The following is a 17,443-nucleotide window of genomic DNA, read 5'->3' on the forward strand; positions in this document are numbered from 1 at the left end:
AACACAGTAGAACAGGAGTGGTAATGGTGATTTACGCAGAAATCTTGGCAGGGGGTAAAGGAACGCGTATGGGCAATATTAATATGCCTAAACAGTTCTTGACTCTCAATAATCGACCAATTATTATTCACACAATTGAGAAGTTCTTATTGAATGACCGTTTTGATAAAATTATCATCGTTTCACCAAAGGATTGGATCAACCACACGAAGGATATCATTAAAAAGCATATCGGTGATAACGGTCGAGTGGTTGTCGTCGAGGGTGGAAAAGACCGCAATGAATCGATCATGAGCGGCATTCGATATGTGGAAAAGAACTTTGGACTTAATGATGATGACGTCATTATCACTCATGATTCTGTACGTCCATTCTTGACACACCGCATTATTGATGAAAATATCGATGCGGCTTTAAAATATGGAGCAGTTGACACTGTGATTGAAGCCATTGATACGATTATCCAATCGGAAGACGGCGAAGTAATTTCGAATATTCCTGTCCGTGACACGATGTATCAGGGGCAAACACCACAAAGCTTTAACATTAATAAATTAGTCAATTATTATAATGCATTGACTGAAGAACAAAAAACCATCTTAACAGATGCAGCTAAAATCTGTGCGCTTAACGGGGATAAGGTTAAGCTGGTAAGGGGAGAAGTGTTCAATATCAAAGTCACGACTCCTTACGATTTAAAAGTTGCTAATGCCATAATTCAGGAGCGGATCTCAAAATGATTAATCAAGTGTACCGTCTAGTCTCTCCGCGGCAGTTTGAAGTGACTTATAAGGATCGTTCCCTACAATCTGAGTATGTTGTAGTCCGGCCGACACATCTTTCTATCTGCGCAGCTGACCAGCGTTACTATACTGGGACTCGCGGAAAGGAAGCCATGGCGAAGAAGTTGCCGATGGCTCTTATCCATGAAGGGATAGGTAAGGTAGTTTATGACCCAAAAGGGGAATTCAAAACAGGTACTCCTGTAGTGATGGTTCCTAATACACCTACGGAAACGGACGAGGTTATTGCTGAAAACTATTTAAGATCGAGTAAATTCCGGTCGAGCGGTTATGATGGATTCATGCAGGATTATGTATTCCTGAATCGTGACCGTCTGGTTGTGTTGCCGCAGGATATTGATCCTTATGTTTCCGCATTTATCGAATTAATCACAATTGCTATGCACTCTCTTGTGCGTTTTGAAACAAGAGCACATCATCGCCGGAATGTGTTTGGTGTATGGGGTGATGGCAATCTGGGTTACATTACTTCTTTAATGCTGAAAAAACGTTATAAGGACAGTAAAGTTATTATATTCGGAAAGAATCAGTATAAGCTCGATCATTTTTCATTTATTGATGAGGCTTATCAAATAGATCAAATTCCTGAGGATCTCTTTATTGACCATGCATTTGAAGCAGTAGGCGGAAAAGGCAGTCAATATGCAATTAACCAGATCATTGATCATTTACAGCCTGAAGGCTCTATCTCCATTATGGGAGTATCTGAGTACCCAGTAGAAATAAACACTAGAATGATACTGGAAAAGGGAATTACAGTAATAGGGAGCAGCCGTAGTGGACGAGTTGATTTCCAGAATACGGTGGACTTCATGGTAGAGCATTCTGAGTTTGTCGATCGACTGGGTACCCTTGTTGGAGAAGTGCATGAGGTAAGAACGATCCAGGATATCATTGATGCCTTTGAAAAGGATTTAACCTCCTCATGGGGCAAGACAGTGATGGAGTGGAAAATATAATTGTAACGCTGAATATGAGAAAGGCAGGATCATGTCCGTGAACTTAAAAATGATTCCCACTATTTTGGTGAAAAATCTAATCCGGATTCCTTTTTTCATATTCAGCTTTTTATTTCCTGTCGATCAAAAAAAGGTTACCTTCGCCTCCTACCGTTCTGGAAAAATCGAAGGAAACCTTCTTTGTATTTATAATGAGTTCATAAAAAGAGAGGATTCATATAAATATCATTTTCTGTTTAAAAAATTCAACAGTTCTATTTCCGGGAAAATCACCTATGTGATACATATGATAAAGGTGAGCTATTTACTGGCTACCTCTCGTTTTTTTATCATTGATGATTTTTATTTTCCTGTCTATGCCATAAAACCGCGTGAAGGTACAGATATTGTACAGCTTTGGCATGCGGCTGGGGCATTTAAGAAGTTCGGCTTAAGTACGATCGATAAACCTTTTGGTCCAAGTAAAGCCTACTTAAAGCATGTGAAGATTCATTCAAACTATACAAGAGTATATGTTAGTTCAAGTAATGTCGTAGAGTTTTATGCCGAAGCTTTTGATATGGACTCTAGTCAAATTTATCCTTTTGGAATCCCGCGTACTGATTTCTTCTTTAAAGAGAATGTAAAGGAGGAAGCAAAAAGAAAATTTGATAGGATTTTTCCGGAGTTCCAAGATAAAAAGTTTATTCTCTATGCCCCGACATTCAGGGGAAGCAGCCATTATCAAAATGAGTTTTTGCCCCCATTGAATATTCCCTTCTTAAAGGAACAGTTAGGAAATGAGTATTGTTTATTGATTAATCTTCATCCTTATATGAAAGCAGGTCTGATGATCGAAGAGGATACAAAAGATTTTGCTATAAAGCTTGAGGGGCAGTTGACGATTGAGGAGCTGTTAGTTATTTCAGACATTCTGGTTACTGACTACTCTTCCGTTATTTTTGATTATAGCCTATTATGCCGGCCTATTGCATTTTTTGCTCCGGATTTGGAAGAATATATAGCTGAGCGCGACTTTTACTTTGATTTTAGAAGGTTTATACCTGGCCCGTTATTTACTGATACTGAATCCCTGGCTGGATGGATTGTTGAAAAGGATTTTGATGAAAGCTTGGTCAGTGAATTCAGGGGATTCTTTTTTAACCATTTCGATGGCAAATCAAGCAAAAGAATCGTCAATCATTTACTGGGAATGCCGGCTAATCAAAATAATTGAATATGAAAATAGGGGATTAAGGAAATCCCCTATTTATTATTAATAAAATAAGTAATTTGTTCTTATAGATTGGAGCGAAATATATGATTTCTAGGGTGAAAAGGAAAATTAAGCGAATCCTCTTCAAGTCAAGTACTCCTGTTAAGACATCGATTGTTGATAATTCTTACAGTTCTTCGGATCTGCCGGTACTGATTGATGATGAACGCATCATTATTAAAAAAGATCATTTAGGTGAATCACTTCCTATTATCAATGAACTTGCTGGAGAAGAAGAGAATCTGATACCTAGGCGTAAAGTGACCTACTTAAAGTGGAATGGTCCAATCATGACTGTTAAAGGTTACTATTACCTTGAGAACCTTCCTATCACAGACGAAGATCTTGTAAAGAAAAGATTGGTTTTAATCGACAAAATGGGGAAGAAAATTATTATATCACTTCAGGACATTCCTGTGGAAACAGTTTATGCCGAAGAAAAAATTGATTTTATATATAGATGGGCTGGATTTGAGGGGAAGGTCAACTTTGCAACAATTGATGATAACAAGCCTCTTCCCGATTCTGAATATAAAGTTTATATTGAAATTGAAGTCCATGTGTTGGGAGATAAAAGATATCGGAAAATCTATCCGTTAGGTAACATTCAGCCTTATCTTGAAAAAGGATTCCATTCGGCTAAAATGGAATATTTCACCGCCAAAAGAGAGATGAAATTTAATTTGCTGGCTACTTATGACCAGCCTGTTAAAACTCTAAAGATTACTTCTTCCAAATTAAAAGACTTTGACCCAAGGGAAATGAGCCTGGATGCCGATGAGAAAAAGCGGGGAGTTATTTATCGTTTCTTTAATTCCACTGGCTTCAGATTGTTATATAAAATGTACTCAATGCGCCCGATTAATCAAAACAAAGTGATCTTCGCATCTGACAGCAGAAGTGAGATGAGCGGGAATTTCCAGTTTGTTTACGATGAAATGATCAAAAAAGGATTGAATTATGAATATCACTTCCTGCTGAAAAGGGGAGTGGATGAGAAAAAATCTTTTAAGGAAATCAAAGAACTGGCATACCATTTGGCTACTTCCAAATTTATCATTCTGGATGACTTTTATCCGATGATTTATCCGCTGGAAATACGCGAGGACGCGGAACTTATCCAACTATGGCATGCTGTTGGCGCATTTAAAACTTTCGGGTTCAGCCGTATTGGGCGTCCTGGAGGTCCTTCACCTACATCAAAGAACCATAGAAACTATACTAAAGCAATCGTCAGTTCCAAGCATGTAGCGAAATATTATGCAGAGGGATTTGGCATAGATGAAGAAAAGGTTGTTCCAACCGGAATTCCAAGAACAGATATCTTCTTTGATGAAAAGTATAAAGAAGAAGTGAGACAAAGGCTTTATCAGGAGTTTCCCTTCCTGCGAAATAAAAAAGTGATTACCTTTGCTCCAACGTTTCGTGGAAATGGCCAGCAATCCGCTCATTATCCAATGGAAGTGCTAAACCTGGAAAAGCTTTATCAAGAATTAAAGGATGATTATGTTTTCTTGTTCAAAATTCATCCTTTTGTGAAAAACGATTTTAATATTCCATATCAGTATAAAGACTTCTTCTATGATTTCTCTTCGTATAGGGAAATTAACGATTTGCTATTTGTTACTGATCTTCTTATTACTGACTACTCATCAGTATGCTTTGAGTACGCCCTGCTTAACAGGCCGATGATTTTCTTTGCATACGACGTCGAGGAATATGTACAAAAGAGAGACTTCTATTATGAGTACACTTCTTTTATTCCTGGCCCACTCGCTCGCTCAACTGATGATATTATACAGACGATAAAAGAAGAAGATTTTAAAATGGAGAAAATTAAGCCATTTATTGAGTATTTCTTTGATCATCACGACGGAAAATCGAGCTCGAGGGTTGTAGATCATCTTATCTTAGATAAAGAACTGGAAGAAAGACAATTTTAACTTATAACAGGAAGGGGGCCATCTGAATTGGTAGAAAAAGTTTTGGTTACCGGTGGATGTGGATTCATTGGATCCCATATCGTTGAACAGTTGGCCCTGAAAGGCTTTGAGATATTAGTTGTTGATAATCTATCCACTGGCAAAAAGAGTAACATATCAGGGATGGATGTTTCTCTTTATGAATGCAGCATACTCAGTCCTGAATTTCACGAGATTGTTTTGGAATCTCAGCCTGATTACATCATACACCATGCCGCCCAGGTAAGTGTGGCTAACTCGATAGAGCGTCCTATTTTGGATGAAGAGATAAACATTAAAGGATCCATAAAAGTAATAGAGGCTGCACTGAAGGCAAAGGTGAAAAAGATTGTCTATGCCTCTAGTGCTGCCGTTTATGGAGAACCAAAATATTTCCCGATTGATACTGAACATCCTGTCTATCCCTTGTCTCCGTACGGTGTTTCTAAGCTGACAGTAGAAAAGTATTTGGAAATGTATCACCACCTTCATGGGTTGGATTATACCGTTCTCAGGTATTCTAATGTTTTTAGCCCACGGCAGGATCCAAACGGTGAGGGTGGAGTCATTTCGATTTTTATGGAAAAAATAAAAAACGGTGAACCTCTGACTATTTTTGGTGATGGTGAACAAACCAGAGATTTTGTATATGTAAGAGATGTAGCACACGCAAATCTTATGGCATTAAAAAATGGAAGTGGGAAAACCTTTAATGTTTCAACATGCAAAGCAATTAGCTTGAATGAATTATCGAATACAATGATTCAAATGGCTGATGATCCAGGAAAGATTATTTTTCAAAATGAACGAGATGGGGATATAAAAAAGAGTGTCCTAAGCAACCAGTCTACTATATCTCAATTAGGCTGGAAGCCAAAGGATTCTATAAAAGATGGGCTTAATGAAATGTATGATTTGCATTTTTCAGCAGGCAAAGAAATATAAAGGGGGGGAGGTATCTTGAATAGGAAAATCTTTATGCTCCTTTATGATATCGATATAAATAAAGGTGGAATCACAAGTGTCATGCTGAGCAGATCTGCGGAACTTACAAAACGCTTTAATTTTGATGTTGATTTAATCAGCTTGGATGATAAAGACAACTATGATGAAATTCAGGATAAGCTTCGAAAAGATGGAAGACTCTCCAAGAAGGTAAACATTTTAAACATACATAATTATTATGAGCAAATAAATACTACTGGCGTTGTAACAGAAAAACAACGGAAATATTATCGTACGGCCTCCTTCTTAATGGAAAAAGGGTTTTCCGTTCAGGATAATGACTACAAAGATAAAAAGTATGCGCGGTATTTTCGGGATGGACTTTATATTAAGTATAAAAAATGGTCTAAATCAGGGCTTATTTCCCATATTGACTATTTTAATGAAAATAGGGCCAGAGTTTTTAGAGAAGTTTTCCACAAGGAAGGCTATATAAGCCGAAAAATATACTTTGATTTTATCAGCAACGAGCCCAGCCAGGAATTGTACTATACCAAAGACGGTTTTTGTTACCTAAACAAATGGTATAATCACAAGAATGGCATTATCCAAAGAATATACTTGTTTAATAAATTCTCTAATCAGGTAAAGGAATTCAAGAACAATAAAGAATTTCATGTATACTGGCTGAATGAGTTATGCCGTGAACAATTGGAAAAACCATTTCTAATCTGTGACGGAGTAGGTTCGGCCGCTAAAGTGTTAAGCATGGATAGCGAAGTGGCATACAGGATTTATCCGATTCATACGAATCATCTTGACTCTCCTTATGTGTATGGCAGTCCTATTAAGCAAGACCATGTAACCTTGCTCCAAAACGTGGAACAGGCAGATGCTTTAATTGTACTGACTGAATCGCAAAAAAAAGATATACTAAAGCAGTTTGGCGATTCTGGGAATGTTTACGTCATCCCTAATTTCATTACTCCAATCAGAAATTTTAAAGTCAATCGTGTTCCCAATTTAGTAACCATGATTTCAAGATATCATCCGGAAAAAGCTATAGATGAAGCAATTCAGGCATTTAGCTTTGTAATCAAAGAAATCCCGGATGCTAAGCTGGAGATTTATGGCCACGGGGAAGATAGGAAAAGACTCAATGGAATTATTCGAAATTTAGGCTTGGAAAAAAGTGTTTTTCTTAAGGGGTATACTCCCAATGTTGGTGAGTTATTAGGTAAGACCAATGGTACAATTCTTACTTCTCAATTTGAAGGGTTAAATGTTGCGAGCTTAGAATCAATGTTTTGTGAGGTACCAGTCGTTAGTTACGATGTAAATTATGGCATGAGGGACATTATTAAGGATGGACAAACTGGCTTCCTTGTTCCAAAAGGAGACAGAGAGGCCTTATCTGCGAAAATAATTGAGCTATTAAGAAATCCCGAATTAAGACTTAAAATGGGAAGAGCGGCAAAAGAATTTGTTGTCAGTAATTTCTCAACAGAATTAGTCATTAGTAAATGGATTGAACTTTTTAACCAGTTGAGGAAAGAGGAGTAAATAATATTAAAACTTTGTTTGTACGTATTAACATTAATTGAATGCGTTTTTTAAAAGTTCGCTTACTAATTATTACTTTGGTTCACAAACTAAAGATGGAGGAAAGACATTGAAAGTTACTGTAGCAATTCCTATTTACAATGCAGCAAGGCATTTAAATGTTACATTGGATTCGTTAATTAATCAGACTATGCCTTCTAATGAATTTGAAGTCATATGTGTTAATGACTGCTCTACGGATAACAGTAAAGAAGTTATAGAATCCTATAGTAAAATTATGGACAACCTTATTTTGATCGACAGGGAAGTTAATTCAGGAGGACCAATGATTCCACGAAATAATGCAATTGAAGCAGCTCGTGGAGAGTTTATCATGTTTCTCGATAATGATGATTTTCTAGGAGAGGAAGCACTCGAAAGACTTTATAATTCGGCTAAAGAGAATAAATCCGATGTAATTTACGGCAAATATGTTGGAGTAAATGGTAGGCATGTGCCACAATCAATGTTTAAAAAAGGTAATCGTTTAAATGCTGACATCATTTCAGATAATCTCATTTATTCACTTGCTCCTCATAAAATGTTTAACCTTTCGTTTATAAGAGAAAATGGCTTTGAATTTCATCCTAAGGCTGTAGTTGGGGAAGATCAGCTCTTTGTGATGCAATGTTATATAAGTGCTAAAGTTATTACAGTTATGGCCGATTATGATTATTATTTTGTTGTTGCCAGGGGAAATGAGAATCTTAGCCTTAAGTATTTCCCAGCAGAAGAATTCTTTTTCTCTTTTAACCGAATCATGGAGTTTATTAGAGAAAGCAACCTAAATGCACTTTATAAGAAAGAATTAAAAATTGCTTTTTTAAATCGGTTTCTCCATGCTAGTCGTCTTAAAGGGCATCTTTTATCGGGACTGTTAACTCTGGAACAAAAAGTAGAATGGCTCAATGAAACCAAATTATTTTTTAATACTTTTGTTGAAGACGAGATTATCCCCTCATTAGCTACAAGGTTTCAGTATTTAGTAAAAGTGGCGAAAGATAACGATGTATCTAAATTATTATCTGTCCACAGAGATATACAAAAAATAACATCGAATGATATAACGAGAGTTGAAAATGGCTTAATTTATGCAAATCTTAAACAATTGTCAAAGGAATGTTCCTATGATGAAGAATTTGTTGTGAATTTTAAAAATACCTCAAATGTGTTTATTAACGATTTATTTTTTGGACAAAAGGAATTCATTATTAGAGGCGAATTTGTTCAAAACTTATTAATAAATTTTGATGTTCATTACGACTTGATTCTTGTACATCGAAATTCTGGCCTTGAAGTATCGCATAAAAATGAATCTTCAATATCAAAGGGAAATTTTGAATTTGTGGTTGATTACCGAGAAATTCTGTTTGATGAAAACCTGATTGGTCCATGGGATTTATTTGTAGAAGCATCTATCGGTGGTTATACAAAAAGAAGGCGGATTGGGGCTTCGAGGGCAGCTTCGGTAGCAGCCCAAAAGACAAATTCCAATATCTCTTCTTTTGGTCATAATTACTCTATCCGTGCCTATTTTACAAAGCCTCATGATAATATTTCATTGGATGTAAAAATTCACAGTTAGTTGACCGTTTGGAAAATTAGGGAGGGTTAAAATGAAAAAAGTAAGGACTTTGAGGGAGAACGTGAAAACATATGCTAGGCCTTCGGTTAATGCAAAGGTTGTTAATGAGCATAATAATTCAGGCCAGGAATTAATAGTATATCCTAGTGTAGAAGGTTGGTTTGAACTTCGTCCTGTTGATACGGATGGAGTGATGAATACAGAATTTGTCCAGATTAGGGATGTTGAAGAAAAATCAATTAAAGTACAGAATGATGTAAACACACAAACTGTAAATCACTCACCAACACCGCAAAATCAAAAAAATTCAATGAAGAGAATATTAAAAACCATAAAAAAAGTTATTCGAGGTGATAATTAATGAAAGGTATTATATTAGCGGGCGGAAGTGGGACAAGACTGTACCCGTTAACTAGAGCTATTTCTAAACAAATGTTACCGATTTACGATAAACCTATGGTATATTATCCGTTATCAATACTTATGCTGGCGGGAATCAAGGATATTTTGGTCATATCTACACCTGAAGACACACATCGTTTTGAACAGTTGCTTGGTGACGGTTCTGATTTAGGAATTAATCTTTCATATAAGGTACAGGAAAAACCAGAAGGCTTGGCACAGGCTTTTCTTATCGGTGAAGAGTTCATTGGTGACGACACCGTAGCACTTATACTAGGAGATAATATCTTCTATGGGCAAGGGTTGTCAAAAATGCTTCAGCGCGCTGCGTCAAAAGAAAAAGGAGCAACTGTATTTGGGTATCATGTTCATGATCCTGAACGATTTGGCGTTGTCGAATTTGATGAAAATATGAAAGCCATTTCTATTGAGGAAAAGCCTAACAATCCAAAGAGCAACTATGCTGTAACTGGACTTTATTTTTATGATAATAGGGTTGTGGAGTTTGCTAAACAAATTGAGCCATCGCCAAGAGGCGAATTAGAGATTTCCGACTTGAATAGCTTATATCTTGAAAGTGGCGATTTAGAAGTGGAATTAATGGGAAGAGGATTTGCCTGGCTGGATACAGGAACACACGAATCTTTACTCGAAGCTTCGACTTTTATCGAAACCGTTGAAAAGCGTCAGCGCTTAAAAATTGCTTGCCTTGAGGAAGTCGCCTTCCGCATGGGCTATATTGACGCGGAACAAGTAAAGAAATTAGCGGAGCCACTTAAGAAAAATGAATATGGCCAGTACTTGCTTCGCTTAGTAGAGCGTGAAGCAGCAAAGGAAGGAAAATGATATGAAGGTTATTGAAAGCAAATTAAAGGGTGTCAAATTAATCGAACCAAAGTCCTTCGGCGATCACCGCGGTTTTTTCATGGAAAGCTATAATGAAAAGCTGTTTCATGAAAATGGAATAACTGAAAAGTTCATTCAGGACAACCATTCGCTATCTAAAGAAGCAGGTGTTTTAAGAGGGATGCATTATCAATTAGCTCCCAAGGCGCAAACCAAGCTGATAAGAGTGGCAACTGGAGCAATTTATGATGTCGTGGTGGACATGCGTAAAGGCTCTCCAACCTATGGTGAATGGGAGGGCTATATCCTTAGCGAGCATAACAAACGTCAATTATTGGTTCCAAAGGGATTTGCCCATGGATTCTGTACAATAACTGAAAATGTAAATGTACTTTATAAAGTGGATGAGCTATATTCCCCAGAGCATGACCGTGGGGTTGCCTGGGATGATGAGAACTTGTCAATCGATTGGCCGGTTTCTGCTCCAATCCTGTCTGAAAAGGATGGAAAACATCCGAAGCTAAAGGATGCAGAAAACAATTTTGTTTGGGAGGATTTTAAAGGATGAATTTAATCGTAACAGGTGGAGCCGGATTTATCGGCAGCAATTTTGTAAGGCATATTTTAACTACTTACCCAGAGTATAAAGTAGTGAACTTAGACTTATTGACCTACGCAGGGAATATTCACAACCTTGATGATTTGAAAGATAACCCTAACCATGTATTTGTAAAAGGCAATATTACTGATAGAGAGTTAGTGGTGGGGCTTATTAAGGAACACAATATTGATGCAATCATCAATTTTGCCGCAGAATCTCACGTTGACCGCAGCATTTTAAATCCAGGAGTATTTGTAGAGACAAACGTACAGGGAACTCTTGCCCTTTTAGAGGCTGCAAAAGAAACCGGTATCCAGAAGTATTTACAGGTTTCAACTGATGAAGTATATGGTTCACTGGGTGAAACAGGATACTTTACAGAAGAAACGCCACTGGCTCCAAACAGTCCTTATTCAGCAAGTAAAGCAGGAGCAGACATGCTCGTTCGCTCATACCATGAAACTTATGGAATGAATGTAAATATTACTCGTTGTTCCAATAACTACGGTCCATATCACTTCCCGGAAAAATTAATCCCTTTAATGATTACGAACGGGCTTGATGGTGAAGAGTTGCCGATTTATGGCGATGGAAAAAATGTTCGGGACTGGCTTCATGTAAAGGATCATTGTTCTGCAATTGACCTCGTACTTCATGAAGGAAAACCAGGTGAAGTATATAACGTAGGCGGACATAATGAAAGGACTAACAATGAGATAGTTGAAATCATTGTTGAGAAATTAAAGCTTTCAAGAGATAAAATTAAATATGTTGAAGATCGTCTTGGTCATGACCGTCGCTATGCAATTGACCCTCAAAAAATACAAAACGAATTAGGCTGGAAGCCAAAGTACACCTTTGAAACAGGTATTGTTGAGACAATTGACTGGTACTTAAATAATGAAGCTTGGTGGCGCCCGCTGAAAGAACGCGCTAAATTGGAGAAATAAAATGAAGATAATAGTAACTGGCGCGAATGGACAATTAGGACAGGATGTTGTTTCGATATTAAAAGAAAATGATCAGTTCGAGGTATTTTCATTCGGGCGTGAAGACTTGGATATTGTTAACGAACAAAAGGTGAATGAAGTGATTCATTCTATCAATCCTGATTGGATTCTACATTGTGCAGCGTATACAAATGTCGAGGCGGCCGAAGATACCGGTAAAGAACTGAACTGGAAAGTGAATAGAGATGGATCGGCAATCATCAGCAAAGCGGCATCAAAGGTTTCTGCCAAATTAATCTACATTAGTACTGATTATGTATTTGACGGTACAAAGCAAGACCAATATCAAACAAATGATCCTACAAATCCTTTGAATGAGTATGGCGCGGCTAAGTTAGCAGGTGAAAAAGCTGTCTTGGAATATAGTCCGAATGCTCATATTATACGTACGTCTTGGGTTTTTGGGGAAAATGGCAATAACTTTGTCTATACCATGCTTAAATTGGCCGGAAAAATGGATACTCTTAAAGTAGTGAATGACCAATTCGGCCGGCCGACATATGCCTATGATTTAGCATCATTTATGGTGTACATTGTAAAGAACAATATCCCGGGCGGAGTTTACCACTTTTCGAATGATGAACAAGCTACCTGGTTTGAGTTTGCAAAAGAAATTCTCAAGGATCAAGATGTCGAGGTATTACCCGTGGACTCAAATGAATTCCCACAAAAGGCTACTCGCCCTAAGCACACGATTATGTCGCTTAGCAGTGTGAAGGAAACTGGGTTCGTTATTCCATCATGGAAGAATGCTCTTGTACGCTTTATGGAGGATGTAGAAAAATAAAGTGAGGGAAACTTTTGTTTCCCTCACTTTTTTTATATAGGGAAAAATTAGGCTGTTGAGGAAATGAAATAAACGTTAATGAGTTTGAAATTATGCATTCTGAGCTATATAATGAAGAATAGGTTAAATTTATGTTGATTTATTGAGATTTTGTAAATATTAAAATTGACCTTATAAATTAACCTGTACAACAAGGAGTTGAGAAGCTAATGAAAAAAGTATTGACATATGGTACCTTTGATTTGCTTCATACAGGTCATATTAACATCCTGAAAAGAGCAAAGGAGTTAGGCGACCATTTGATTGTTGGCCTTTCTACAGATGAATTCAATCTAATGAAGCATAAAGAAGCTTATCATTCTTATGAGGATAGAAAATTGATCCTGGAAGCAATAAAATACGTTGATGAAGTTATTCCAGAAAACAACTGGGAGCAAAAAATTAAAGATGTATTAGACCATGAAGTTGATATTTTCGTAATGGGAGAAGACTGGAAGGGACATTTTGATTTCCTTAAGGAGTTATGCCAGGTGATCTATCTTCCGCGAACTACGGGAGTGTCTACGACAAAAATTAAAACTGACTTAAAGAGGGTGTGAAGAATGGTAAGAGAACTTTCCATATCAATATACCTCCTTTTCTTTAAAATGTTCTTTACTTTATTTAATACACTTCCATTGAAGGACAAAGTAACATTTATCGTTTCATTTGGAGATAACACTCAATATGTTTATGAAGAAATGCGTCGGCAAAATTTGAATTATGACGTAGTTTTTTTATGTAAAGGGAAAAGCATTAATTTATTTAAAGACTATGAGTCTGCGACTATCATTCCTTTTGAAACTAATAATATTATATATTGGCTTAAGTCGGTCTACCACATAGCAACATCACATAAGATCGTCGTGGATAATTACTTTGGTTTTTTTGCCGCTATTAACTTGCGTCAGGGTGTTGAAACAATTCAATTATGGCATGCTACTGGTGCGATTAAGAAATTTGGGCTGCAGGACGAATCTGTCAAATTTAGAAGTGCAAAAGCGAAGGACCGTTTTAAAAAGGTGTACAATAGTTTAGATAAAGTTATTGTAGGCTCGGATATCATGGAATCTATCTTTATCGATGCCTTTGGACTTGATTCTAGTAAATTATTAAAAACTGGCATTCCTCGTACAGACTTTTTCTTTGATGCACAAAAGATAAAGGAAAGCAAACAAAGGCTGTTTGGTGAAAACCAAGCATTGAATGAGAAAAAGGTTATATTGTATGCACCAACATATAGAGATAATGAGTTAAATCAATTTAAGCTGCAGTTGGATCTTGAGCAAATGGCGAAGGATTTAGGTGATCAGTTTGTTTTAGTTCTACGATTGCACCCGGCAGTTAAAAATAATGTTGACTATAGTGCTAAATTTCCCGGATTTGTTTTTGATTATTCATCACCCATGTATGAAATTAATGACTTGCTTCTCATTGCAGATATTCTGATTTCTGACTATTCATCTATTCCATTTGAATTTTCTTTAATGAGAAAACCAATGATTTTTTATATGTATGATTTAGATCAGTATAAAAAAGAACGTGGAATTTGGACTGGTATGATTGAGGAATTCCCAGGCCCAATTGTCAAGGATACTCATACAATTGTTGAGATGATACAGAATAATGCCTTTGACCTAAATATGATTAATCAATATGCAAGAAAGTGGAATAAATATTCCCGTGGTCAATCAAGTAAGAATTTAGTCAGCTACATGTTTAATGAGAATCAAGCTTACCAGAAACAAAGAGCATTATAAAAAGCTTCGAGAAGCATTTCTCGGGGCTTGTGTTTTTCCTATGCATAGTATGGGGAAAGTAATGTATAATGAACAATGTTGTTACTTGGCTATAGGAAGGAAATTTTTTTATGAGATCAATGTTTACGGTTATCAAGGAGCAAATAAACAGCTTTTACTTAATTAGAAGATTATCCTTATTTGAATTGAAAAGTGCTAACAATAATAATTATCTTGGGATGCTTTGGGAAGTTATAAACCCTTCGATTCAGCTTGCGATTTATTGGTTTGTATTCGGATTTGGGATTCGTGGAGGTCAAGATGTAAACGGAATACCTTTTATTTATTGGCTGCTTTCCGGAATGTCCGTTTGGTTCTTTGTAAACCAATCTCTGTTAGAGGGTTCGAAGTCAATCTATACAAGGATAAATTTTATATCTAAGATGAGTTTTCCTATGAGTGTCATTCCGACATACGTAATTGTATCAAAATTTTATTCGCATCTGATACTGGTCGCTTTAATTACACTGGGGTTACAATTTACGGATTTTACCGTTTCTATCTACTTTATACAATTGCCTTATTTCATGTTTGGGACCTTAATGTTACTTATCGCAATTTCCCTAATTACATCTACGCTGGCTACCATTGTCAGGGATGTACAAATGATAGTTACTTCAATTGTCAGGATGCTTCTCTACTTAACGCCATTGCTATGGGTCCCTCATGGATTTATAAAGAAAATCATGCTGGTTAATCCATTCTATTATTTGGTTGAAGGATACAGAGCTTCGATATTAGGTGAATCGTGGTATATAATTGAAAATATGCAATTAACACTTTATTTCTGGGGATTGGTGCTAATTCTTCTCATGATTGGGTCTGCACTGCATGTGAAATTCAGAAATCATTTTGTTGACTATATGTAAAAGGGGGTTTCTCATTTGAGTGAAACAGTAATCGTAAAAAACGTTTATAAAAAATATAAAATGCATAAAAAAAGCTCGGAGAAACTCCTGGATGTCATATTGCCAGGCGGATATGGCGAAGATTTTTATGCGCTTCAAGATATATCGTTTACAGCCAAAAAAGGTGATGTAATCGGTTTGGTCGGTGTAAATGGTTCAGGGAAATCAACCCTGTCAAATATCATATCAGGAGTTATTCCTCCCACATCTGGAACTGTAGAAACAGTAGGGCAGACTTCGTTGATTGCGATAGCTTCCGGTCTTAATAATCAGTTGACTGGTCGTGAAAATATTGAGTTAAAATGCTTAATGCTTGGATTCAATAAAAAACAAATCAAGGAAATGGAACCAGAAATCATTGATTTTGCGGATATTGGAAAATTCATCGATCAGCCTGTCAAGAAGTATTCAAGCGGTATGAAGTCAAGACTAGGATTCGCTATATCAGTAACGGTTAATCCTGATATCTTGGTCATAGATGAAGCCTTATCCGTAGGAGACCAGGCTTTTGCACAGAAATCCAAAAATAAGATGTTTGAGTTTAAGGAACAAGGCAAAACAATCTTCTTTGTCAGCCATTCCATGGGACAGATTAAAGAGTTCTGCGAAAAAGCTTTATGGCTGGAATACGGGGAAATTAAGGCATATGGTCCTGTTTCAGAAGTAATACCGGAGTATGAAAAGTTTTTGAAAAAGTATAAAGCGATGACGCCTGCTGAACAGAAGAAGTTCAGAGAAGAAGTCATTCGCAAACAAAGCGGCATGGTTGCCCATACAAATTGATAAAATCTAGGCTGTCTTTGATAGATGGCTTAGATTTTTTGCTTTTTTATAAGGGTTTGTAATATATAACATTAGGGTAAATATCTGAGAAAAAACCTTTTACATCATATAATCTTAATTTTCTGGAGAGGACTTAGTTGGTTATTTCAATACCATGGATTAGAAAAATGGCCAAACCAATTGTGGAACCTGCACTTAAATTGATTATTAATTTTGATGAGGTTAACGGAAAAAAAGGCGGAATAAACAAATTGCATAGGAATGAATGGACGTTGCATCCTTAAGCTGGGATGATTTTAACTATACATCCATAAATAGTATATAAAAGAACTATTTCTTCTAACTGTATTTCATGATAATGTTAATAGATGAGATTTTTCAGTGAAGGAATAGGGTGTTTTTTTATGAATAATGACAAAGTAAAAATACTCGATATACCATTTATAAATATTACATTCGAAGAAATGGTTAATGAAACGGTAAGAAATATAAACACATCAAAAAAAACATTTATTGTTACGGCTAATCCAGAAATCGTTATGTATGCAAAACGGAATAACCTCTATAAGGAAAATCTCTTAATTGCAGATTATATTGTTCCGGACGGTTTCGGAATTCTACTTGCCTCCAAAATCTTAGGATTACCATTGGAAGAGAGAGTAACTGGTTTTGATCTAACCATGAATTTACTCGAACAAGCTGTTGATAATAGCTGGAGTATATTTCTTTTAGGCGGAACTGAAGAAACGAACGAAAGGGCAGCGAGTAACATGTCAGTTAAGTATCCTGGGATAAAACTTGCTGGCAGACATCATGGTTTTTTTGAGAATAATGAGGAAGAAATTATTGAGAAAGTAAAAGCGTCTAAGGCGGATATTGTATTAGTGGCAATGGGATTCCCAAAACAGGAGCAATGGATTTCAAGTCACTTAAGATTGTTCGAAAAAGGGGTATTCATTGGTGTAGGCGGTACAATAGATGTCCTTGCTGGTACAGTTAAACGGGCACCGCTATTTTGGAGAAAGAGCAATCTGGAATGGCTTTACCGGTTAATCAAACAACCATCCCGATGGAAGAGAATGCTATTTCTCCCTTTGTTTGTTTTAGATGTTATAAAGTCTAAGTATAGAAATAATTAGCAGCTTTTTCTGAAACTTT

Annotated in this window: 16 protein-coding genes and 1 pseudogene; all 17 read left to right on the forward strand. The window is 36.5% G+C overall.

Annotation, left to right across the window (positions count from 1 at the left end):
- Positions 1-26 precede the first annotated feature (26 nt).
- Positions 27-740, forward strand: a complete 714-nt coding sequence (locus tag J7E38_RS07410) for an IspD/TarI family cytidylyltransferase (protein ID WP_215038292.1) — start codon at positions 27-29, stop codon at positions 738-740.
- Complete coding sequence (locus J7E38_RS07415) at positions 737-1,762, forward strand: ribitol-5-phosphate dehydrogenase (RefSeq protein ID WP_214706218.1); 1,026 nt, start codon at positions 737-739, stop codon at positions 1,760-1,762. The genes J7E38_RS07410 and J7E38_RS07415 overlap by 4 nt, the downstream gene beginning before the upstream one ends.
- Before the next feature lie 49 nt (positions 1,763-1,811).
- Complete coding sequence (locus J7E38_RS07420) at positions 1,812-2,978, forward strand: CDP-glycerol glycerophosphotransferase family protein (RefSeq protein WP_251030264.1); 1,167 nt, start codon at positions 1,812-1,814, stop codon at positions 2,976-2,978.
- 83 nt (positions 2,979-3,061) lie between these two features.
- Complete coding sequence (locus J7E38_RS23855; protein ID WP_214706220.1) at positions 3,062-4,960, forward strand: CDP-glycerol glycerophosphotransferase family protein; 1,899 nt, start codon at positions 3,062-3,064, stop codon at positions 4,958-4,960.
- A 27-nt stretch (positions 4,961-4,987) separates the two neighbouring features.
- The gene (locus J7E38_RS07430; RefSeq protein WP_214706221.1) at positions 4,988-5,923 is read left to right on the forward strand and encodes an NAD-dependent epimerase/dehydratase family protein; all 936 of its coding nucleotides are present in this window, start codon (positions 4,988-4,990) and stop codon (positions 5,921-5,923) included.
- Positions 5,924-5,938: 15 nt separating this feature from the next.
- Positions 5,939-7,486, forward strand: coding sequence for a glycosyltransferase (locus tag J7E38_RS07435; protein ID WP_214706223.1), 1,548 nt, complete (start codon positions 5,939-5,941; stop codon positions 7,484-7,486).
- Between the two features lie 109 nt (positions 7,487-7,595).
- Positions 7,596-9,110 (forward strand): glycosyltransferase, encoded by a 1,515-nt coding sequence (locus J7E38_RS07440; protein ID WP_214706225.1) that lies wholly within the window; start codon positions 7,596-7,598, stop codon positions 9,108-9,110.
- A 31-nt stretch (positions 9,111-9,141) separates the two neighbouring features.
- A complete protein-coding gene (locus J7E38_RS07445) occupies positions 9,142-9,471 on the forward strand; it encodes a hypothetical protein (RefSeq protein ID WP_214706226.1) in 330 nt (109 codons plus the stop codon).
- Positions 9,471-10,358 (forward strand): glucose-1-phosphate thymidylyltransferase RfbA, encoded by an 888-nt coding sequence (gene rfbA / locus J7E38_RS07450; RefSeq protein WP_214706227.1) that lies wholly within the window; start codon positions 9,471-9,473, stop codon positions 10,356-10,358. The genes J7E38_RS07445 and rfbA overlap by 1 nt, the downstream gene beginning before the upstream one ends.
- Position 10,359: 1 nt before the next feature.
- Positions 10,360-10,926, forward strand: coding sequence for a dTDP-4-dehydrorhamnose 3,5-epimerase (gene rfbC, locus J7E38_RS07455; RefSeq protein ID WP_214706228.1), 567 nt, complete (start codon positions 10,360-10,362; stop codon positions 10,924-10,926).
- Entirely contained in the window at positions 10,923-11,909 is a 987-nt protein-coding gene (gene rfbB, locus J7E38_RS07460) for a dTDP-glucose 4,6-dehydratase (RefSeq protein ID WP_214706229.1), read from the forward strand. The genes rfbC and rfbB overlap by 4 nt, the downstream gene beginning before the upstream one ends.
- 1 nt (position 11,910) lies before the next feature.
- Positions 11,911-12,756, forward strand: coding sequence for a dTDP-4-dehydrorhamnose reductase (rfbD, locus tag J7E38_RS07465; RefSeq protein ID WP_214706231.1), 846 nt, complete (start codon positions 11,911-11,913; stop codon positions 12,754-12,756).
- Between the two features lie 209 nt (positions 12,757-12,965).
- The gene (gene tagD / locus J7E38_RS07470; RefSeq protein ID WP_214706232.1) at positions 12,966-13,355 is read left to right on the forward strand and encodes a glycerol-3-phosphate cytidylyltransferase; all 390 of its coding nucleotides are present in this window, start codon (positions 12,966-12,968) and stop codon (positions 13,353-13,355) included.
- Between the two features lie 3 nt (positions 13,356-13,358).
- Positions 13,359-14,555: a CDP-glycerol glycerophosphotransferase family protein gene (locus J7E38_RS07475; protein ID WP_214706233.1), complete on the forward strand. Its 1,197-nt coding sequence runs from the start codon at positions 13,359-13,361 to the stop codon at positions 14,553-14,555.
- Positions 14,556-14,665: 110 nt separating this feature from the next.
- A complete protein-coding gene (locus J7E38_RS07480) occupies positions 14,666-15,463 on the forward strand; it encodes an ABC transporter permease (RefSeq protein ID WP_214706234.1) in 798 nt (265 codons plus the stop codon).
- Between the two features lie 15 nt (positions 15,464-15,478).
- Positions 15,479-16,264: pseudogene (gene tagH, locus J7E38_RS07485) on the forward strand (teichoic acids export ABC transporter ATP-binding subunit TagH); the annotation flags it as partial.
- A 425-nt stretch (positions 16,265-16,689) separates the two neighbouring features.
- A complete protein-coding gene (locus J7E38_RS07490) occupies positions 16,690-17,424 on the forward strand; it encodes a WecB/TagA/CpsF family glycosyltransferase (protein ID WP_214706236.1) in 735 nt (244 codons plus the stop codon).
- The last annotated feature ends 19 nt before the right edge of the window (positions 17,425-17,443 follow it).

The organism is Bacillus sp. ISL-35 (assembly GCF_018613355.1).
In the GTDB taxonomy this organism is placed as follows: Bacteria; Bacillota; Bacilli; order Bacillales; family Cytobacillaceae; genus Mesobacillus.

Coding starts and splice junctions, on each gene's coding strand:
- J7E38_RS07415 (WP_214706218.1), top strand. CDS start 737: ATGATTAATCAAGTGTACCGTCTAGTCTCTCCGCGGCAGTTTGAAGTG.
- rfbC (WP_214706228.1), top strand. CDS start 10,360: ATGAAGGTTATTGAAAGCAAATTAAAGGGTGTCAAATTAATCGAACCA.
- J7E38_RS07480 (WP_214706234.1), top strand. CDS start 14,666: ATGAGATCAATGTTTACGGTTATCAAGGAGCAAATAAACAGCTTTTAC.
- tagD (WP_214706232.1), top strand. CDS start 12,966: ATGAAAAAAGTATTGACATATGGTACCTTTGATTTGCTTCATACAGGT.
- rfbD (WP_214706231.1), top strand. CDS start 11,911: ATGAAGATAATAGTAACTGGCGCGAATGGACAATTAGGACAGGATGTT.
- rfbB (WP_214706229.1), top strand. CDS start 10,923: ATGAATTTAATCGTAACAGGTGGAGCCGGATTTATCGGCAGCAATTTT.
- J7E38_RS07445 (WP_214706226.1), top strand. CDS start 9,142: ATGAAAAAAGTAAGGACTTTGAGGGAGAACGTGAAAACATATGCTAGG.
- J7E38_RS07490 (WP_214706236.1), top strand. CDS start 16,690: ATGAATAATGACAAAGTAAAAATACTCGATATACCATTTATAAATATT.
- J7E38_RS07475 (WP_214706233.1), top strand. CDS start 13,359: ATGGTAAGAGAACTTTCCATATCAATATACCTCCTTTTCTTTAAAATG.
- J7E38_RS23855 (WP_214706220.1), top strand. CDS start 3,062: ATGATTTCTAGGGTGAAAAGGAAAATTAAGCGAATCCTCTTCAAGTCA.
- rfbA (WP_214706227.1), top strand. CDS start 9,471: ATGAAAGGTATTATATTAGCGGGCGGAAGTGGGACAAGACTGTACCCG.
- J7E38_RS07420 (WP_251030264.1), top strand. CDS start 1,812: ATGATTCCCACTATTTTGGTGAAAAATCTAATCCGGATTCCTTTTTTC.